This is a genomic window from Streptomyces pallidus (ex Mingjun et al. 2026) (genome assembly GCF_051550185.1).
In the GTDB taxonomy this organism is placed as follows: domain Bacteria; phylum Actinomycetota; class Actinomycetes; order Streptomycetales; family Streptomycetaceae; genus Streptomyces.
The window spans coordinates 2,183,557-2,203,107 of record NZ_CP196181.1; the positions used below are offsets into that span (position 1 = coordinate 2,183,557).

13 protein-coding genes are annotated in these 19,551 nt (G+C 72.7%); 6 read left to right on the forward strand and 7 right to left on the reverse strand.

All coding sequences use genetic code 11. The features are described 5' to 3' along the window. Positions 1-89: 89 nt before the first annotated feature. Together ACSHWO_RS09290 and ACSHWO_RS09295 are read right to left on the reverse strand one after the other, a co-directional pair. Positions 90-1,457: a M16 family metallopeptidase gene (locus ACSHWO_RS09290; RefSeq protein ID WP_385844086.1), complete on the reverse strand. Its 1,368-nt coding sequence runs from the start codon at positions 1,455-1,457 to the stop codon at positions 90-92. A gap of 20 nt (positions 1,458-1,477) precedes the next feature. Continuing rightward, positions 1,478-2,842: a M16 family metallopeptidase gene (locus ACSHWO_RS09295; RefSeq protein WP_438311093.1), complete on the reverse strand. Its 1,365-nt coding sequence runs from the start codon at positions 2,840-2,842 to the stop codon at positions 1,478-1,480. Positions 2,843-3,125: 283 nt separating this feature from the next. Between ACSHWO_RS09295 and ACSHWO_RS09300 the strand changes: the two genes are divergently transcribed. Together ACSHWO_RS09300 and ACSHWO_RS09305 are read left to right on the forward strand one after the other, a co-directional pair. Next, entirely contained in the window at positions 3,126-5,582 is a 2,457-nt protein-coding gene (locus ACSHWO_RS09300; protein ID WP_438311095.1) for a DNA gyrase/topoisomerase IV subunit A, read from the forward strand. 100 nt (positions 5,583-5,682) lie between these two features. After that, positions 5,683-7,800, forward strand: a complete 2,118-nt coding sequence (locus tag ACSHWO_RS09305; RefSeq protein ID WP_438311098.1) for a restriction endonuclease — start codon at positions 5,683-5,685, stop codon at positions 7,798-7,800. Between the two features lie 54 nt (positions 7,801-7,854). Here the strand turns inward: ACSHWO_RS09305 and ACSHWO_RS09310 are convergent, their stop codons facing one another. Then, positions 7,855-9,111, reverse strand: a complete 1,257-nt coding sequence (locus ACSHWO_RS09310) for a CobW family GTP-binding protein (RefSeq protein ID WP_438311100.1) — start codon at positions 9,109-9,111, stop codon at positions 7,855-7,857. Between the two features lie 14 nt (positions 9,112-9,125). Then, positions 9,126-10,292, reverse strand: a complete 1,167-nt coding sequence (locus tag ACSHWO_RS09315; protein ID WP_438311102.1) for a citrate synthase/methylcitrate synthase — start codon at positions 10,290-10,292, stop codon at positions 9,126-9,128. 67 nt (positions 10,293-10,359) lie between these two features. On the opposite strand from ACSHWO_RS09315, the gene ACSHWO_RS09320 reads away from it, so the two are divergent. The 3 genes from ACSHWO_RS09320 to ACSHWO_RS09330 all read left to right on the forward strand — a co-directional run bounded on the left by ACSHWO_RS09320 (position 10,360) and on the right by ACSHWO_RS09330 (position 14,086). After that, on the forward strand, positions 10,360-11,640 hold the full coding sequence (locus tag ACSHWO_RS09320; protein WP_438311104.1) for a citrate synthase: 1,281 nt from the start codon (positions 10,360-10,362) through the stop codon (positions 11,638-11,640). Between the two features lie 134 nt (positions 11,641-11,774). Then, complete coding sequence (locus ACSHWO_RS09325) at positions 11,775-13,391, forward strand: ATP-binding protein (protein ID WP_438311106.1); 1,617 nt, start codon at positions 11,775-11,777, stop codon at positions 13,389-13,391. Continuing rightward, a complete protein-coding gene (locus tag ACSHWO_RS09330) occupies positions 13,388-14,086 on the forward strand; it encodes a DUF7342 family protein (RefSeq protein ID WP_438311108.1) in 699 nt (232 codons plus the stop codon). Before ACSHWO_RS09325 ends, ACSHWO_RS09330 begins: the two co-directional genes overlap by 4 nt. A gap of 28 nt (positions 14,087-14,114) precedes the next feature. Here the strand turns inward: ACSHWO_RS09330 and ACSHWO_RS09335 are convergent, their stop codons facing one another. The 3 genes from ACSHWO_RS09335 to ACSHWO_RS09345 form a co-directional block, all read right to left on the reverse strand. After that, positions 14,115-15,707, reverse strand: a complete 1,593-nt coding sequence (locus ACSHWO_RS09335) for a solute symporter family protein (protein ID WP_438311110.1) — start codon at positions 15,705-15,707, stop codon at positions 14,115-14,117. After that, on the reverse strand, positions 15,704-16,210 hold the full coding sequence (locus ACSHWO_RS09340) for a DUF485 domain-containing protein (RefSeq protein WP_385843970.1): 507 nt from the start codon (positions 16,208-16,210) through the stop codon (positions 15,704-15,706). Before ACSHWO_RS09340 ends, ACSHWO_RS09335 begins: the two co-directional genes overlap by 4 nt. Positions 16,211-16,376: 166 nt before the next feature. After that, positions 16,377-18,497, reverse strand: a complete 2,121-nt coding sequence (locus tag ACSHWO_RS09345; protein WP_361093880.1) for a DNA gyrase/topoisomerase IV subunit B — start codon at positions 18,495-18,497, stop codon at positions 16,377-16,379. Between the two features lie 458 nt (positions 18,498-18,955). Here ACSHWO_RS09345 and ACSHWO_RS09350 point away from each other — a divergent pair, with 458 nt between their 5' ends. After that, the gene (locus tag ACSHWO_RS09350; RefSeq protein WP_114054552.1) at positions 18,956-19,189 is read left to right on the forward strand and encodes a DUF7455 domain-containing protein; all 234 of its coding nucleotides are present in this window, start codon (positions 18,956-18,958) and stop codon (positions 19,187-19,189) included. Positions 19,190-19,551: the final 362 nt, after the last annotated feature.

The window sequence follows — 19,551 nt, forward strand, 5'->3', positions numbered from 1 at the left end:
GCCAAACAGACATAAGGGGCTCCGGCGGACAAGCCGCCGAAGCCCCTTCATTCGCCCGCCGTCGTACGCCGACGGGCTGGGAACGGACGTCAGTTGGTGACGACCGTGACCTCGCCGATCCCGAGCGCCCGCACCGGGGCCTCGATCTGCGCCGCGTCGCCCACCAGCACCGTGACCAGACGGTCGACAGGGAAGGCCTTCACGACCGCCGTGGTCGCCTCGACCGTCCCGGTCGCGGCCAGCTGCGCGTACAGCCGGGCCTGGTAGTCGTCGGGGAGCTCCTGCTCCACCTGGTCCGCCAGCGTCCCGGAGACGGCCGCGGCCGTCTCGAACTTCAGCGGGGCCACGCCCACCAGGTTCTGCACGGCGACGTCCCGTTCGGCGTCGGTCAGGCCGCCCTCGGCGAGGGTGCGCAGCACCTTCCACAGGTCGTCCAGGGCCGGGCCGGTGTTGGGGGTGTCCACCGAGCCGCTGATGGCGAGCATCGACGCACCCCGGCCGTCGGCCGTGGAGCGCAGCACCTGGCCGAAGGCGCGCACGCCGTAGGTGTAGCCCTTCTCCTCGCGCAGCACCTTGTCCAGGCGCGAGGTGAGGGTGCCGCCCAGGCAGTACGTTCCGAGCACCTGGGCCGCCCAGACGGTGTCGTGCCGGTCCGGCCCGATCCGGCCGATGAGCAGCTGCGTCTGGACCGCTCCGGGCCGGTCGACGATGACCACGCGGCCGGTGTCGTCGGCGGTCACCGCCGGCACCTCCACGGGCCGGCCCGCGGTGCCCGTCCAGGCGCCCAGGGTGTCCGCCAGCACGGCGTCCAGGTCGATGCCGGTCAGGTCGCCGACGACCACCGCGGTGGCGGTGGCGGGGCGCACGTGGGCCTCGTAGAAGGCGCGCACGGCCGCGGAGTCGATCCGGGCCACCGTCTCCTCGGTGCCCTGGCGCGGGCGGGACATCCGCAGGTCGGCCGGGAAGAGCTGGCGGTACAGCTCCTTGGCGGCGCGGCGCTGCGGGTTGGCCAGCTCGTGCGGGATCTCGTCGAGGCGGTTGCGCACCAGGCGGTCGATCTCGCTGTCGGAGAAGGCGGGCGCCCGCAGGGCCTCCGCGAGCAGGCCCATGGCCTTCGCCAGCCGGGAGGCGGGCACCTCCAGCGACACGCGCACGCCCGGGTGGTCGGCGTGCGCGTCGAGGGTGGCGCCGCAGCGCTCCAGTTCGGCGGCGAACTCCTCGGCGGTGTGCTTGTCCGTGCCCTCCGACAGGGCGCGGGCCATGATCGTCGCCACGCCGTCCAGGCCCTGCGGCTCGGCGTCCAGCGGGGCGGCGAGGTTCACCTCGACGGCCACCACCTGCTGGCCCGGCCGGTGGCAGCGCAGCACGGTCAGGCCGTTGGGCAGGGCGCCGCGCTCGGGGGCCGGGAAGGCCCACGGCCGGGGCTGCCCGGCCTGGGGGCGCGGGTGGAAGGTCATCGTGACGGCTGCGGTGTCGCTCACTGCTCCGCCCCCTCGTTCTCGTTCTCGGTCGCGTCGGAGTCGTCGGCGCCGTCACCGGCGTCGGTCGCGAGCGGCTCGTACACCAGCACCGCGCGGTTGTCGGGGCGCAGCCGGGCCGCGGCCACGGCCTGCACCTCCTCGGCGGTGACGTCCAGCAGTCGCTGGACGGCGGTCAGCGCCAGCTGCGGGTCGCCGAACAGCACCGCGAAGCGGCACAGTTCGTCGGCGCGGCCGGCCACCGTGCCGAGCCGGTCCAGCCATTCGCGCTCCAGCTGCGCCTGCGCGCGCTCCATCTCCTCGGCGGTCGGGCCCTCGGCGGCGAACCGCGCGAGCTCCTCGTCCACGGCCGCCTCGATGGAGGGCACCTCGACCCCGCTGGAGGTCTTCACGTCCAGCCAGCCCAGCGAGGGCGCGCCGGCCAGCCGGAGCATGCCGAAGCCGGCCGCCACGGCCGTCTGGTCGCGGCGTACCAGGCGGTTGTGCAGGCGGGAGGACTCTCCGCCGCCCAGGACGGTCAGGGCCACGTCCGCGGCGTCGCACTCGCGCGTGCCGTCGTGGGGGAGCCGGTAGGCCGCCATCAGCGCGCGGGCGGGGACGTCCTCGACGATCTCCTCGCGCTGCTCGGCGCCCATGATGTCCGGCAGCGTGCCGTCGCGCGGCGGCAGCTTGCCGTCGTGGGAGGGGATGGTGCCGAAGTACTTCTCGATCCAGGCCAGCGTCTCGACCGGATCGATGTCGCCGACCACCGACAGCACCGCGTTGTTCGGCGCGTAGTAGGTGCGGAAGAACGCGCGCGCGTCCTCCAGCGAGGCCGCGTCCAGGTCGGCCATCGAGCCGATCGGGGTGTGGTGGTACGGGTGGGGCTCGGGGTAGGCGAGCGCGGTCAGCCGCTCGAACGCCGTGCCGTAGGGGACGTTGTCGTAGCGCTGGCGGCGCTCGTTCTTGACGACGTCCCGCTGGTTCTCCATGGACTCGTCGTCCAGGGCGGCCAGCAGCGAGCCCATCCGGTCGGCCTCGAGCCAGAGCGCGAGCTCCAGCTGGTGGGCCGGCATGGTCTCGAAGTAGTTGGTGCGCTCGAAGCTGGTCGTGCCGTTCAGGGACCCGCCCGCACCCTGGACCATCTCGAAGTGGCCGTTGCCGGGTACGCTCGCGGAGCCCTGGAACATCAGGTGCTCGAAGAGGTGAGCCAGACCGGTGCGTCCCTTGACTTCGTGGCGCGAGCCGACGTCGTACCAGAGGCAGACCGCGGCGACCGGGGTCAGGTGATCCTCGGACAGCACCACGCGCAGGCCGTTGGCCAGCCGGTGTTCCGTCGCTGTCAGGCCGCCGGAGCCGGCCTGGGCTGTGGCCGTGTGACCCATGGGCATGTGGTCCCTTCGATCGCGATGCAGAGAATTCCGTCAGACCTGCCACTGTATGCAAGCGCGCCGGGCACCGGAGAAGTTCCCGGCGCACGCCAGGGTCGGAGTCGGGGCTGTCGGTGCCTCGGGCCACAATGGTCGCGACGACCCACGTCAGCCCCCGTCACCAGACCCGCCGGACACCACCCCGATCCACCGCACCGACACCGCACCACCACGGACCCCGTCCGACCCAGCCAGACCCCCAGCACACCATCTTTCTTGGTTAAGGAGCCGCGCAGCGATGGCCCGCCGCAGCACGAAGACCCCGCCGCCGGAGGAGTTCGAGGAGAACATCCTCGACATCGACGTCGTCGACGAGATGCAGGGCTCCTTCCTCGAGTACGCGTACTCGGTGATCTACTCCCGCGCCCTGCCCGACGCCCGGGACGGCATGAAGCCGGTGCACCGGCGCATCGTCTACCAGATGAACGAGATGGGCCTGCGGCCCGACCGCGGCTACGTGAAGTGCGCCCGCGTCGTCGGCGAGGTCATGGGCAAGCTCCACCCGCACGGCGACGCGTCGATCTACGACGCCCTCGTGCGCATGGCCCAGCCCTTCTCCATGCGGCTCCCGCTGGTCGACGGCCACGGCAACTTCGGTTCCCTCGGCAACGACGACCCGCCGGCCGCCATGCGTTACACCGAGTGCCGCATGGCGGACGCCACGTCGCTGATGACGGAGTCGATCGACGAGGACACCGTCGACTTCACCGCCAACTACGACGGCCAGGAGCGGGAACCGGTCGCGCTGCCCGCCGCGTACCCGAACCTGCTGGTCAACGGCGCTTCCGGGATCGCGGTCGGCATGGCCACCAACATGCCCCCGCACAACCTGGGCGAGGTCATCGCGGCCGCGCGCCACCTGATCCGCTACCCGCACGCCGACCTCGAGGCGCTGATGCGCTTCGTGCCCGGCCCGGACCTGCCCACCGGCGGCAAGATCGTGGGCCTGTCGGGCATCAAGGACGCCTACGAGAAGGGCCGCGGCACCTTCAAGATCCGCGCGACGGTGTCGGTGGAGGACGTCTCCGCGCGCCGCAAGGGCCTGGTCGTCACCGAACTGCCCTTCACGGTCGGCCCCGAGAAGGTCGTCGCGAAGATCAAGGACCTGGTCGGCTCGAAGAAGCTCCAGGGCATCGCCGACGTCAAGGACCTCACCGACCGCGCCCACGGCCTGCGCCTGGTCATCGAGATCAAGAACGGCTTCCACCCGGAGGCCGTCCTGGAACAGCTCTACAAGCTGACGCCGATGGAGGAGTCCTTCGGCATCAACAACGTCGCCCTGGTCGACGGCCAGCCGCTGACGCTGGGCCTGAAGGAGCTGCTGGAGGTCTACCTCGACCACCGCTTCGAGGTCGTGCGCCGGCGCAGCGAGTTCCGCCGCGGCAAGCGCCGCGACCGGCTGCACCTGGTCGAGGGCCTGCTGGTGGCCCTCCTCGACATCGACGAGGTCATCCGGATCATCCGGGACAGCGACAACTCGGCCCAGGCGAAGGAGCGGCTCATGGAGCGCTTCTCGCTGAGCGAGGTCCAGACCCAGTACATCCTGGACACCCCGCTGCGCCGGCTGACCCGCTTCGACCGCATCGAGCTGGAGTCCGAGCGCGACCGCCTGACCACCGAGATCGAGGAGCTCACCCGGATCCTGGAGTCCGACGCCGAGCTGCGCAAGCTGGTCTCCTCGGAACTGGCCGCGGTCGCGAAGAAGTTCGGCACCGAGCGGCGTACGGTCCTGCTGGAGTCGGCGGGCACCTCGGTCGCGGCCGTCCCGCTGGAGGTCGCGGACGACCCGTGCCGCGTCCTGCTGTCCTCGACGGGCCTGCTGGCGCGCACCGCCACCGGCGAGCCGGTGGTCGCGGAGGAGGGCGCCGCCCGCTCCAAGCACGACCTGATCGTCTCGCAGGTCGCGGCCACGGCCCGCGGCGACATCGGCGCGGTCACCTCCCACGGGCGGCTGCTGCGCCTGTCGGTGATCGACCTGCCGCAGCTGCCGGACACCCACGCCTCGCCGAACCTGGCGGGAGGCGCCCCGCTGGCGGAGTTCCTCTCCGGGCTGGAGCCCGACGAGAAGGTGGTCTGCCTGACCTCGCTGGACGAGTCCTCGCAGGGCCTGGCGCTCGGCACCGAGCAGGGCGTGGTCAAGCGGGTCGTGCCCGACTACCCGGCCAACAAGGACGAGCTGGAGGTCATCACCCTCAAGGAGGGCGACCGCATCGTCGGCGCGGTCGAGCTGCGCACGGGCGAGGAGGACCTGGTCTTCATCACCGACGACGCCCAGCTGCTGCGCTACCCGGCGGGCCAGGTGCGCCCGCAGGGCCGCCCGGCGGGCGGTATGGCGGGCATCAAGCTCACCGCCGGCGCCAAGGTGATCCACTTCTCGGCGGTGGACCCGTCGCGGGAGGCCATGGTGTTCACGGTGGCCGGCTCGCACAGCACGCTGGACGGATCGGTGCAGTCCGGGAAGCTGACCCCGTTCGACCAGTTCCCGCGCAAGGGCCGGGCCACCGGCGGCGTGCGCTGCCAGCGGTTCCTCAAGGGCGAGGAGCTGCTGACGCTGGCGTGGGCGGGCAACGCCCCGGCCCGTGCCGCGACGGCGAACGGCACCCCGGCCGAGCTGCCGGCCGTGGACCCGCGGCGCGACGGCTCGGGAGCCGTGCTGCCCGCCACCGTCACCGTGCTGGCGGGTGCCGCGCTGTAGGACGTACGAAGGCGTTCGGGTGGTGCGACCCGGGGGACGTACCACCCGAATGCCGACTAGTGTTTTCCCTCTCGGTGTTGGTGGGGGGAGTACACAGCTGATGAGTCGTCGGTCGGGCGGATTGATCGGGACCTGGGCCGAGGCCCAGCGCCGGCAGCAGCAGACACAGCTGGTCCAGCAGCGTGAGGCGGAGCGCCGGCAGCGCGCCTACGAACGGGAGGCGAACCGGAGCCACCGCCAGTACCGCGAGGCCGAGGCCCTGCGGCGGACGGCGCAGCTCGACGCCGAGGTCGCCGCCCTCAAGGGCCTGCTGGTCACGGGCTGCCGGGCGCCGGCGTTCCGCATGGCCTCCCTGGTCCGGCCCGAGCAGCTGGAGCCGTTCGATCCCGGGACCCTGGGGCAGCCGGTGCCGCTGCCCCGCATCGAGGACTTCCAGCACCAGAGCAGCGGCTGGACGATCGGCTCGAACCACCGGGCGCAGGCGGAGCGGGAGGCGCACGCCCGGTACACCGAGGCCTGGCAGGCCGCGAACGCCGCGGAGGTGCAGCGGCAGCAGCAGCTGGCCGCGTACCGCCAGCAGTACGACCGGTGGGCGGCGGAGCAGCTCGCCGGGGTGCGGGCGCACAACAGCGGTCTCGCCGAGCTGGCCGACGCCCTGCGCTCGGGCGATGCCGAGGCGGCCGTGGAGTACTTCTCGGCCGCGCTGTACGCCTCGACGGCCTGGCCCGAGGCGCTGCCCAGGCGGGTGGCGGCCGCGTACGACCCCGCCGCGCGCCAGCTGGTGCTGGACTGGGAGCTGCCCGGGTACGCGGTGGTGCCGGAGGCCAGGTCGGTCCAGTACCTGCCGAGCACGGACCAGGACAAGGTCAAGCCCCGCCCGGTCACGGAACGGCGGGCGCTGTACCGGGACCTGCTGGCGCAGTGCATGCTGCTGGTGGTGCGCGAGCTGTACGCGGCGGACGAGTTCGGCGTACTGGACTCCGTCGTGGTCAACGGCTTCGTGGACTGCCACGATCCGGTGACCGGGCAGGAGGCGCAGTTCGTGCTCGGCACGGTGCCGGCGGCACGCAGTGCCTTCGCGGGCCTGCGGCTGGAGCAGGTCAGCGCGGTGGACTGCCTGGTGTCGGGGTTGGGCGGACAGTTGTCGGCGCGCCCCGACCAGCTGACGGCGGTGCCCCCCGGGCGCCGGCCCGACGAGGTCGGCGGGGGCGTCGTCAGCCACGGCGGGCCCGCGGCCGGTGCGGACGAGGACGAGCCGGACCTCTTCGCGATGGACCCGATCGACTTCGAGAACCTGGTCGCGGAGCTGTTCCGGGCGATGGGCATGGAGGCGGTGACCACGCAGCGGTCGGGGGACGGCGGGGTGGACGTGGAGGCGCTGGACCCGGCGCCGATCCGGGGCGGGCGGATCGTGGTGCAGGTCAAGCGCTACCGGAACACGGTGCCGCCGACGGCCGTGCGCGATCTGTACGGCACGGTCCAGGACAAGGGGGCGAACAAGGGGGTGCTGGTCACCACCGCGTCCTTCGGGCCCGGGTCGTACACCTTTGCCAACGGCAAGCCGCTGGAACTGGTTCCCGGGACCGCCCTGGTGGACCTCCTGCACCAACACGGGCTGCGGGGGCGGCTGGGCCCGGCCGGCGGGTCGGCCGGCGGCCCGGCGGCCGGTGCTCCGGGCCGGCGGGCGGCCGGATCCGCGCCCGAGAGCGCCGCCGCCGCGGATGCCGCCGCCGCGGACCACAACGTGCTGGGCATGTCCTGGGCCGGCCCGGTCGCGCTGGACGTGTGCGCGCTGGTCTGCCAGGGCGGGCGGGTGCTGAGCGAGGACCACTTCGTCTTCTACAACAACCCGCGGACCCCGGACGGTGCGGTGCGGGCCCGAGCGCACGCGGCACCCGACAAGGCCGCACTGGAGGTCTCCTTCGACGCCCTGCCGCAGACCGCTGACCGGCTGGTCCTCGTCGCCGCGGTGGACCCGGAGGCCGATCCGCACGCCGACCTGACCGGGTTCACCGATGCCCGGATCCGGCTGCTCGCCGCCGATGGCACGGAACTCGGCACGCTGGACGTCTCCGACGGCCGCCCGGGCGAAACCGCCCTGGTCCTGGGTTCGTTCCGGCGCCGCGCCAACGGCGACTGGGACTTCGTGGCCGGCGGCAAGGGCTACCGCGGCGGTCTGGCGGACCTCCTCGGCGACCACGGCGTCGAGGTCGCCTAGTGCCCCGGCACTAACCGCTCCAGGGGGCTCCCGCGGGGCGCTTCCGCGGGGCGCTCAGACCTCCGCGGGCCGCGGCGCGGCCCCGGACCCGGGGTCGTGCCCCTCCTCGAAGGCCCCGTCCGGTTCCTCGACGGGGTCCTCGAACCCGTCCTCGGCCGCGTCGGCGCCGTCGGTCCGCGGGGGCCTGGCGACGTACCGCAGGACGCCCCACATGGCCTCCGGGCCCGCGGCCTGCGGCGACGGCTCGCGGCAGGACTCCAGCCCGCGCAGCAGGGCGGGGCCGTCCGTGCCCGACCCGATCAGGACCAGCCGGGTCAGCCGTGGCTCGTCCCGGCCCCAGGGGCCCGGGGCGAAGCGGAGGAACCGGCCGACCGCGTGGACCTCGTAGCGCTCCTCGTGGCCGGGGACGCCGAAGTAGACGAAGCCCTTGATCCGGTAGAGCCCGGCCGGGCGGCTGTCGAGGAAGTCGATGAACCGGCGCGGGCTCAGCGCCTGCTCGGAGACGAACTCCGTGCTGTCGTACAGGGTGTGGGCGTGGCCGCAGTGGCCCGTGCACCCGGCATGGTCCGGGCCGCCGGTTCCGGTGCCCCCGGTTCCGCCTGTGCCGCTGGTGTCCGCGCGATCGGCGCCGCCGTCCCGGGCCTCGGCGATGAGGTCCTCGAAGGACAGCTGGCCCCGGGTCTCGGTCCACGGGCGGCGGTCGAAGAGCAGTTCCGCGTCGATGCGGCCGTGGTCGGCGGCGACGACGGGGGCGCCCGGGCACAGGACGGCCAGTTCGGCCTCGATCCGGGCGCGCTCGGCCGCGTCGACCCGGTCGGTCTTGTTCAGCACCACGAGGTCCGCGGCGGCGAGGTGCCGGTCGGTCTCCGGATGGCGGGTCCGGGTCGCGTCGAACTCGGCCGCGTCCACGACCTCCACCAGGCCGCCGTACCGGATCGCCGGGTTCTCGCTGGCCACCAGCATCCGGATCATTTCCTGGGGCTCGGCCAGCCCGCTCGCCTCGATGACGATCACGTCGATGCGGTGGACGGGCGCGGAGAGCTTCTCCAGGTACGCGTCGAGCTCACTGCCGTCGACGGCGCAGCACAGGCAGCCGCCGCCGAGGGAGACCATCGAGTCGCCGACCTGACCGGCCACCGACATCGCGTCGATCTCGATGGATCCGAAGTCGTTGACGACGACGCCGATCCGGGTGCCGCCGCGGTTGGCCAGGAGGTGGTTGAGCAGGGTCGTCTTGCCGGATCCCAGGAATCCGGCGAGGACGACGACGGGAATGGGCGTGACGGACCGGTGGGGCTGGCTGCTGTTCACCAGGCCGATCGTACTCAGGCCGGCAGCGGAACCGGCCGGGGCGGCGGCGGCCCGACGTAGCGGGCGGCCGGACGGATGATTTTCGAGTCGGCGGCCTGTTCCAGCACGTTCGCGCTCCAGCCGACCACGCGGGCCGCGCAGAACGTGGGGGTGAACATCTCCCGTGGCAGTCCGCACAGCTCCATCACCACGCCCGCGTAGAACTCGACGTTCGTGTGGAGCTCCCGGCCCGGCTTGAGTTCGGCGAGGATCGCCTCGACCTGCCGCTCGACCTCCACGGCGAAGTCGACGAGCGGGCCACCGAAGCGGAGCGCGATCCCGCGCAGCATCCGCGAACGCGGGTCCTCGGTGCGGTACACGGGGTGGCCGAAGCCCATGATCCGCTCCCCGGCGAGCACCCGCTCGCGGATCCAGGGGTCGATGCGGTCGGCCGTCCCGATGGCGTCCAGGGTGTCGAGGGCGCGGCTGGGGGCGCCGCCGTGCAGCGGCCCGGAGAGGGCGCCGATGGCGCCGGTGAGGCAGGCGGCGACGTCCGCGCCGGTGGAGGCGATGACCCGGGCGGTGAAGGTGGAGGCGTTGAAGCCGTGGTCGACGGTGGAGATCAGGTACTGCTCGACCGCGCGGGCCCTGACCGGGTCCGGCTCCTGGCCGGTGAGCATGTACAGGTAGTTCGCGGCGTACGGGAGGTCGTCGCGCGGTTCGACGGGCTCCAGCCCGTGCCCGAGCCGGTGCAGGGCGGTGAGGAGGGTCGGTACGGCGGCGCAGGCGGCCAGAGCGTCGGCGGCGCGCCGTTCGGGGTCGAGGTCGTACACGGGCCGGAAGCCTGCGGAGGCGCCGAGCAGGGAGAGTGCGGTCCGCAGCCCGGCGAGCGGGCCGGAGAGCGCGGTGGCCCGGGCGAGGGCGGGCAGGGCGTCGCGGACCTCGGCGGGAAGTCGACGCAGCGGGGCGATCTCGGCGGCGAAGGCGGCCCGCTCGGCGGCGTCCGCCGGCAGGGTGCCGCGGAACATCAGGTGCCACACGTCCTCGAAGCTGCGGCGCTCGGCGAGTTCGACGGCGGAGTACTGGCGGTAGTGGTAGAAGCCCTCACGACCTCGGACGTCACCGAGTCCGGTCTCGGTGACCACGACGCCCGCGAGTCCGCGGGGCACATCAACGACGGTATCCATGGTTTGACCATCCATGATGGATTGAATCCTTGTCAATATTGATTGAATCAACATGCATGTCTCCGTGTATAGAGTGACCGTCATGGACGACCAGGCGCACGGCGAACGACGGCTCACCACCCGGCAGGCGGCCGAGCTGCTCGGGGTGAAGCCCGCGACCGTGTACGCGTACGTCAGCCGCGGCCAGCTCAGCAGCCGCCGCGACGCCGTGGGCCGCGGCAGCACCTTCGACCCGACCGAGGTGGAGGCCCTGGCCCGGCGCAGCCGGCGCGAGGCGGCGGCGCCGGCGGGCGGAGAGCTCTCCGTCCGGACCTCACTCACGCTCATCGAGCCGGACCGGTACTGGTTCCGCGGTGTGGACGCCGTCGAGCTGGCCTCCCGCCACTGCTACGAGGAGGTCGCGGAGTGGCTCTGGACGGGGGCGCTGTCGCGCGGTGCCCGCTTCACGGCCCCCGACCGGCAGCTCGCGGCCGCCCGGCACGCGGTGGCCGCCCTGCCCGAGCACGCCGGGCCCATCGACCGGCTGCGGGTGGCCACCGCGGCGGCCGCCGTCGTGGACCCGCTGCGCTTCGACCTGTCGGCGGAGGCGGTGCTCGGCTCCGCCCGCTGCCTCATCCCCACGCTGGTCGGCGCCCTGCCGGAGGCCGGGCGGGAGCAGGGCGCCGCTGCCGGGCGGTCGGACGGGGAACCGACCGGGGCTCCGACCGGCGGGCTGCTGGCGGAGCGGCTGTGGGCCCGGCTGACCGCCCGGGAGCCGGAGCCGGGGGCCCTGGGCGCCCTCGACCTGGCCCTCGCCCTGCTCATCGACCACGATCTGGCCGCTTCCACGCTGGCCGTACGGGTAGCCGCCTCGGCGCGGGCGCATCCGTACGCGGCGGTCTCGGCGGGCCTGGGCGTCCTCGAAGGGCCGCTGCACGGCGCGGCCGGGCGGCTCGCCCACCGGACGCTGGCGGAGGTCCTGGACCGGGGCGCGGCCGCACCGGTCGTCGCCGACCACCTGCGGGCGGGGCGGCGCGTCCCCGGGCTCGGGCATCGGCTGTACGCGGGCGAGGACCCCCGGGCCACGGCCCTGTTCGCGCGGTTGGAGGGCGTGCCCGCGGCCGGGCCCGCGCTGGCCGCCGCCCGGGATCTGGTCGCCACCACGGCGGCGCGCCGGGACGGGCTGCACGCCAACGTGGATCTGGCCCTGGCGGTGCTGACGGTGTCCGGCGGCATGCCGGCTGAGGCCGGGGAGACCGTGTTCGCCGTGGCCCGGACCGCGGGCTGGATGGCGCACGCCCTGGAGGAGTACCAGGAGCGGCCGCTGCGCATGCGGCCGAGCGGGCAGTACCAGGGCCCGCGCCCCCCGCAGCCGATGCCCTGACGGAGGCGGCGCCCCGGGGCCCGGCCCGCTGGAGGCGGGACGGGGCGGGAGGCGGGGTGGGGTGGGCCACAGCGGGCGCCCGGCCCAGGAGGAGCCATTCCACTTGTGTCGAAGCCGACCTACGGTTGCTGGTCATGCGGTTCCTCTCCCTGAGCACTCGGCGCATCTGGCTGCCCAAACGGGCCGTCTCGCAGATCCTGCTCACCCAGTTGGCCATCGCCGCCGGCGTCGCCGTGCTGGCCACGGGGCTGTTCCTGGCCCCGCTCGGCGCCCAGCTCGACGACCAGGCGATGCGCCGCGCCCTGGCCATCGCCGAGAGCGCCGCCGCCGACCCGTCGCTGGCGGCCGGCCTGCTGGACTCCGGTCCCGTCGCGGACGGCCCGGTGCAGGCCGCGGCCGAGCGGATCCGCCGGGCCACCGGCGCCGAGTACGTCGTCGTCATGGACCTCGACGGGATCCGCCGCTCGCACCCCTCCCCCGACCGGATCGGCATGCCCGTCTCGACCGACCCGAGCGACGCCCTCGCCGGCCGCGAGGTCATGGAGATCGACGACGGCACGCTGGGCCGCACCGCCCGCGGCAAGGTCCCGCTCCTCGCCGCCGACGGCGAGATCGTCGGCGCCGTCTCCGTCGGCATCGCCTACGACAGCGTCCACGAGCGGCTGCTCGGCGCCATCCCCGGCCTGCTGGCGTACGCGGGCGGCGCCCTGGCCGCAGGCGCCCTCGCCGCCTACCTGCTGTCCCGCCGGATCCAACGGCAGACCCGCGACCTGGCCTTCTCCGACATCGCCGGACTGCTCGCCGAACGCGAGGCCATGCTGCACTCCATCCGCGAAGGAGTGATCGCCCTCGACCGCACCGGCCGGATCCGGCTGGTCAACGACGAGGCCGCCCGCCTGCTGGGCCTCGCCCCGGACACCGCCGGCACCCTCGCCGGCAGCCCGCTCGACGAGCTGCTCGGAGATGGCCGCACCACCGACGTCCTCACCGGTCGCGTCACGGGCCGGGACCTGCTCACCGTCCAGGGCTCCCGGGTCCTCGTCGCCAACCGGATGCCCACCGAGGACGGCGGAGCCGTGGCCACCCTGCGCGACCGCACCGAGCTGGAGCACCTGCGCCGCGAGCTCGACTCCACCCAGGGCCTGATCGACGCCCTCCGCGCACAGGACCACGAGCACGCCAACCGCCTGCACACCCTCCTCGGCCTGCTGGAGCTCGGCCTCCACGAGGAGGCGGTGGACTTCGTGGCCGAGGTCGTCGGCGGCCACCGCAGCACCGCCGAACAGGTCACCGAGAAGGTCCGCGACCCCCTGCTGGCCGCCCTCCTGGTGGGCAAGGCGACCGTCGCGGCCGAGCGCGGCGTACCCCTGCGGCTGGCCGACACCACCTTCCTGCCGGACCGCCTCGTCGACCCCGGCGGCCTCGTCACCATCACCGGCAACCTCGTGGACAACGCCCTGGACGCGGCGGCCGGCTCGGCCGCGCCCCTGGTGGAGGTGGAGCTGCGCTGCGAGGGCCGGACGGCGATCCTCCTCGTGCGCGACAGCGGACCCGGCGTCCCCGCCGCGCGCCGCGAGGAGATCTTCACCGAGGGCTGGTCGACCAAGCAGCCCGCGGCCCACCGCGAACGCGGCCTGGGGCTGGCCCTGGTACGCCGCCTCGCGGAGCGGCAGGGCGGTACTGCACGGGCCGGCGAAGCAGCGGACGGAGGGGCGGAGTTCTCCGTCGTACTCCCGGAGGCCCTGAGATGAGCGAGTCCCCGATCCACGTATTGGTCGTCGACGACGACGTGCGTGTTGCCCTGATCAACGCGGCGTACGTGGCGAAGGTTCCCGGCTTCCGCGTCGCGGCCCGGGTCCATGCGGCGGCCGAGGCCCTGGACTTCCTCGCCTCCCACCCGGTGGACCTGATCCTCCTGGACCACTACCTCCCCGACGGCAGCGGCCTGGACCTGGTCCGGCGGCTGCGCCAGCTCGGCCACCGCACCGACGTGATCATGGTGACGGCAGCGCGCGACCTGGCCACCGTCCAGGCCGCGATGCGCCTCGGCGCCCTCCAGTACCTGGTCAAGCCGTTCACCTTCGCCGGCCTGCGGGCGCGGCTGGAGGCGTACGGGGCCCTGCGCCGCACCCTGGAGACCGGCGGCGAGGCCGAACAGGCCGAGGTGGACCGGCTTTTCGGTGCCCTGGCAGCGGCCGGCTCGCCCAACGAGCTGCCCAAGGGGCACTCCCCCACCACCGCGGAACTGGTCCGCCGCGTCCTCCGCTCCGCCGAAGGCCCCCTGTCGACGCAGCAGATCGCCGACCGGGCCGGCATCAGCCGGCAGACCGCCCAGCGCTACCTCAAGCTCCTGGACCGCACGGGCCGGGTCACCCTGGCCCTGCGCTACGGCGAGACGGGCCGCCCCGAACACCGCTACTCCTGGCTGCCCGCCGACGGCACATGATGCCGCGCCGGTCGGCCCCGCGGACCGCTCAGACGGCTCCGGCCCCGGTCAGGGCGCGGACCTCCGTCTCCGCGTACCGGACCGCGTCGGGCTCCTCGGCGGAGGTGACCGTGCCCGCCCAGCCGGCCAGGAAGCCCAGCGGGATCGAGACCAGGCCCGGGTTCTGCAGCGGGAAGAGCTGGAAGTCCACTCCGGGGAAAAGGGAATCCGGGCTCCCGGAGACCACCGGCGAGAGGACCACCAGCAGCACCGCCGGGACCAGCCCCCCGTACACCGACCAGACCGCGCCCCGCGTGGTGAAGCCCCGCCAGAACAGCGAGTACAGCAGGACGGGCAGGTTCGCCGAGGCCGCCACCGCGAAGGCGAGTCCGACCAGGAAGGCCACGTTCAGGTCCTGGGCCAGCAGCCCGAGGGCGATCGCCACGGCCCCGATCCCGACGGCCGCGGCCCTGGCCACCGCGACCTCGCTGCGCTGCCGCGCGTGGCGGCGCTTGAGCGAGGCGTACAGGTCGTGGGCGACCGAGGCGGAGGAGGCGAGCGTGATCCCGGCGACCACGGCCAGGATGGTGGCGAAGGCGATCGCCGCCACGAGCGCGAACAGCACCGCGCCCCCGGTGGACTCGGCCCCGCCGCCGAGGTGCGCTGCCAGCAGCGGAACGGCCGTGTTCCCGGAGGCGTTGGAGGCCCGCACCTCGTCCGGGCCGACCAGCGCTGCCGCCCCGAAGCCGAGCACGATGGTCATCAGGTAGAAGCCCCCGATCAGGGCGATCGCCCACACGACCGACCGGCGGGCCGCCCGCGCGGTCGGCACCGTGTAGAAGCGGGACAGGATGTGCGGGAGCCCGGCCGTCCCCAGGACCAGGGCCAGGCCGAGGCTGATGAAGTCGAAGCGGGCGGTCCAGTCGCCGCCGTACTTGAGCCCCGGGCCGAGGAACCGCATCCCGTGCCCGCTGCGCTCGGCGGCGCTGGTCAGCATCAGGTCGACGTCCCCGTGGAAGCGGATCAGCACGAGCACGGTGAGGGCGACGGCCCCGCCCATGAGCAGGACGGCCTTGACGATCTGGATCCAGGTGGTGGCCCGCATCCCGCCGAAGGACACGTAGATGACCATGAGCGCGCCGACCGCGATCACGGTGAGCGTCCGGGCGGCCGTGCCCGAGTCGCCGAGGAGCAGCCCCACGAGGCTGCCCGCGCCGACCATCTGCGCGACCAGGTAGAGCACCGAGACGGTCACCGAGGAGGTACCGGCGGCGATCCGGACGGGCCGCTCGCTCATCCGCGCCGCGACGACGTCGGCGAGGGTGAAGCGCCCGCAGTTGCGGACCAGTTCGGCGACCAGGAACAGGACGACGAGCCAGGCGACGAGGAAGCCCACCGAGTACAGCAGGCCGTCGTAGCCGAACAGGGCGATGAGGCCGGAGATGCCGAGGAAGGATGCGGCGGACATGTAGTCGCCGGCGATGGCGAAACCGTTCTCCATCGGGGAGAACAGCCGACCGCCCGCGTAGAACTCCTCGGCGGAGCCGTGCCGGTTGCGGCTGACCCAGGTGGTGATGCCCAGGGTGACCGCGATGAAGAGGCTGAACAGGATGAGCGCGAGGGTCTGGTGTTCGGTGGTCACCGGCCGGCCTCCCGGTCCCTGTTCCGGGCCCGTGCCTGGTCCCGGTTCTGTTCGAAGACCGTCCAGCGCAGGTCCAGTGCGGCCCGGTCCCTGCGCCTGCGCGCGTGGCGCGCGTACGCCCAGGTCAGCAGGAAGGTGGTGAGGAACTGTCCGAGACCGGCCAGCAGGGCCACGTTGACGGCGCCGGCGACGGGGCGGGCCATCAGACCGGGCGCTGCCGTCGCCGCGACCACGTAGGCGACGTACCAGAGGAGGAATCCGGCGGTCGCCGGTACGACGAAGCCCCGGTAGCGGCTGCGGACCTCCTGGAAGGCGGCGCTGCGCTGCACCTCCAGGTAGATGCTGTCGGACGCACCGGGCGCGGGCCCGCCGACGCCGCCGGGCTGCCGCGGCGGTGTGTCCTCGTACCCGTTTTCGCCCTCGCCCCAACCGACGGCGAGCGCGTCGTACCAGGGGTCGTCGAGCCGGATCGTTCCGGCGTCGGGACCTTCGTGCTTGTCCACCGAACTCTCCTTGTCCGCTGCCGCATCGGCGGCACGGCCACAAGGATGAGCGGAATGGGCGGTTTCCGGACTGGTGTACCGGTGCTCTTCACTCCAACAGGTGACGCGCGTGCAATTCCCCCGCGGCGGCCGGCACCCCGGTAGGGCGCCGGCCGCCGCCGAACGGTCAGGCGTCGATGCGCGAGCGGTCCAGGGTCGCGGCGGAGCTGGTGATGAACTCCTTGCGCGGGGCGACCTCGTTGCCCATCAGCAGGTCGAAGACCTGCTCGGCCGCCTCCAGGTCGCCGATGTTGATCCGGCGCAGGGTGCGGTGGCGGGGGTCCATGGTGGTCTCGGCCAGTTGGTCCGCGTCCATCTCGCCCAGACCCTTGTAGCGCTGGATCGATTCCTTGTAGCGGATGTTCTTCCGCTGGAATTCCAGCAGGGTCTGGCGCAGTTCGTTGTCGGAATACGTGTAGACGTACTTGTCCTGGCCCTTCTTGGGCTGGACGAGTTCGATCCGGTGCAGCGGCGGAACGGCCGCGAAGACACGGCCCGCCTCGACCATCGGCCGCATGTACCGCTGGAAGAGCGTCAGCAGCAGGCAGCGGATGTGCGCACCGTCCACATCTGCGTCGACGAGCAGGACGATCTTGCCGTAGCGCGCGGCGTCAATGTCGAAGGTCCGGCCCGAGCCGGCCCCTATGACCTGGATGATCGCGCCGCACTCCGCGTTCTTCAGCATGTCCGAGACCGAGGACTTCTGAACGTTCAGAATCTTGCCGCGGATCGGGAGCAGCGCCTGGAATTCTGAATTCCGGGCCAGCTTCGCGGTGCCGAGTGCGGAGTCCCCCTCGACGATGAACAGCTCGCTGCGCTCGACGTCGTCACTGCGGCAGTCGGCCAGCTTGGCGGGCAGCGAGGACGTCTCCAGCGCCGTCTTCCGCCGCTGCGCCTCCTTGTGCTGACGGGCGGCGATACGGGTCCGGGCCGCCGCGACGATCTTCTCCATCACGGCGCGGGCCTGCTGCTTGTCGTCGCGCTTGGTGGAGGTCAGGAAGGCCTTGAGCTCCTTGGCGACGACGGAGGCGACGATCCTGGCGGCCGCCGAGGTGCCCAGCACCTCCTTGGTCTGGCCCTCGAACTGCGGCTCGGCCAGCCGGACGGTGACGACCGCGGTCATGCCCTCCATGGCGTCGTCCTTGACGACGTCGTCCTCGGCGACGCGCAGCAGCTTCGCCGACCGCAGCACCTCGTTCACGGTCTTGGTGACCGAGCGCTCGAAGCCGGTGACGTGGGTGCCGCCCTTGGGCGTGGCGATGATGTTGACGAAGGACTTGACCGTGCTCTCGTAGCCGGTGCCCCAGCGCAGGGCGATGTCCACGCCGAGCTCGCGGGTGACCTCGGTGGGGGTCATGTGGCCGCGCTCGTCGAGGACGGGGACGGTCTCCTTGAAGGTGCCCTGGCCGCTCAGGCGCAGCACGTCGCAGACGGCCTTGTCCTGGGCGAGGTAGTCGCAGAACTCGCTGATGCCGCCGTCGAAGCGGAAGACCTCCTCGGTCTTGCCGGCGCCGTCGATGCCGCGCTCGTCGCGGACGATGAGCGTCAGGCCGGGGACGAGGAAGGCGGTCTGGCGGGCGCGCTGGTGGAGGGTCTCCAGGGAGAGCCGGGCGTCCTTGAGGAAGATCTGCCGGTCGGCCCAGTAGCGGACCCGGGTGCCGGTCTTGCCCTTGGTGATCCGCTTGACCTTGCGCAGGCCGTTGGCCGGGTCGAACGGGCTGTCCGGCCCCTGCTCGGTGAAGACCCCGGGGACGCCGCGGCGGAAGCTGATCGCGTGGGTGGAGCTGCCGCGGTCGACCTCGACGTCGAGGCGGGAGGAGAGGGCGTTGACCACGGAGGCGCCGACGCCGTGCAGACCGCCGGAGGCCGCGTACGAGCCGCCGCCGAACTTGCCTCCGGCGTGCAGCTTGGTCATGACGACCTCGACGCCGGACAGCCCGGTCTTGGGCTCGACGTCGACGGGGATGCCGCGGCCGTTGTCGCGGACCTCGACCGAGGCGTCGTCGTGGAGGACCACCTCGATGTGGTCGCAGTAGCCGGCCAGGGCCTCGTCGACGGCGTTGTCGATGATCTCCCACAGGCAGTGCATGAGACCGCGGCTGTCGGTGGACCCGATGTACATACCGGGGCGCTTGCGGACGGCCTCGAGGCCTTCGAGGACGAGCAGGTGCCGCGCGGTGTAGTTGGAGCCGTCCCGGTCTGCTCCGGACAGCAGCGCGCTGGAAGGCACGGACGTGTCGGCGGTCACGCAGTTCGCTCCTCGCTGAATTTCTTTCCTGGCCCGATCGGGGTGCAGGGTGGCTCGGTTGCCCGTCGAAGGGTACCGAGGCCTGGTAGAGCCGATGCAACGCCACCCTCGCCCGGGATCAGCCTAGTGCAGATCCGTACGGGTGTTCGATCCCCCAAGGGGGTGAAGCAAACATCACGTTCCCTTCCAGGCATGAACCATTTAGGGTTCGGGCACGTCCTCATGCACAACCGGCACTCGCGCCGGGGAGGACGACTGCGACAGACGAACTGCGACAAGCGAACGACTGACAACGCGAAACCGTAAAGCAACGCAATACGGCTCCTTCGCCGCCAACCGGCAGCAGCCGGCCAGCTTCGGAAGGAAGTTTCGAGGAAAAGCCGCGAGCGGGAACGTTTTCGGCCTGGTTGGATGTTGACCCTGGTACGACAGCTCGTCGAGCTGAGAGAAGAGGCGACGTGACTACTGTTCTGACACCCGCGACCCCGCTGACGGCCGCTGACCGATGCGACCGTTGCGGCGCCCAGGCATATCTGCGCGTCGTCCTGCTGAGCGGCGGTGAACTGCTCTTCTGCGCCCACCACGGACGTAAGTTCGAGCCGGAACTCAAGAAGATCGCCGCGGAAATACAGGATGAGACCGAGCGGCTGACGTCCGCCCCGGCGGCGCACGCCGACACCGAGGACCGCTGAACCAGCCTGTCCCTCGCATCCGACGAGCCAGGACCGGCCCGAGCCGGTCGACGGGCGGCACTTCTGAGACCCAGAGGCGCCGCCCGTCCTTGCGTTTACGGCCCATGCGGGCTCGCGTTCACGGCCCCTGCGGCGCCCCGGCCACACCCAGGGCCTCGTTGGGATCATGGCTCAAAACAGCCCCTGAAAGGGCCGACGGTGCTCCTGCCGGGACTCCTGAGACCACAGTGGCCCGGTGTGCCGCTCCCTCCGCTCCCCGCGAATGCCCCGTAAGGGCCCCTGCGGCCGGTGTGTAGCGCTTTGCCCCGCCCCATCGGACGTTCCGGTCGGCCGCCGGCCGCGGGGACGTCTCGGAGGCCGTC

Excerpts from the sequence above, each read along its gene's own strand:
- ACSHWO_RS09290 (WP_385844086.1), bottom strand. The coding sequence starts at position 1,457 with ATGACCTTCCACCCGCGCCCCCAGGCCGGGCAGCCCCGGCCGTGGGCC.
- ACSHWO_RS09295 (WP_438311093.1), bottom strand. The coding sequence starts at position 2,842 with ATGGGTCACACGGCCACAGCCCAGGCCGGCTCCGGCGGCCTGACAGCG.
- ACSHWO_RS09300 (WP_438311095.1), top strand. The coding sequence starts at position 3,126 with ATGGCCCGCCGCAGCACGAAGACCCCGCCGCCGGAGGAGTTCGAGGAG.
- ACSHWO_RS09305 (WP_438311098.1), top strand. The coding sequence starts at position 5,683 with ATGAGTCGTCGGTCGGGCGGATTGATCGGGACCTGGGCCGAGGCCCAG.
- ACSHWO_RS09315 (WP_438311102.1), bottom strand. The coding sequence starts at position 10,292 with ATGGATGGTCAAACCATGGATACCGTCGTTGATGTGCCCCGCGGACTC.
- ACSHWO_RS09320 (WP_438311104.1), top strand. The coding sequence starts at position 10,360 with ATGGACGACCAGGCGCACGGCGAACGACGGCTCACCACCCGGCAGGCG.
- ACSHWO_RS09325 (WP_438311106.1), top strand. The coding sequence starts at position 11,775 with ATGCGGTTCCTCTCCCTGAGCACTCGGCGCATCTGGCTGCCCAAACGG.
- ACSHWO_RS09330 (WP_438311108.1), top strand. The coding sequence starts at position 13,388 with ATGAGCGAGTCCCCGATCCACGTATTGGTCGTCGACGACGACGTGCGT.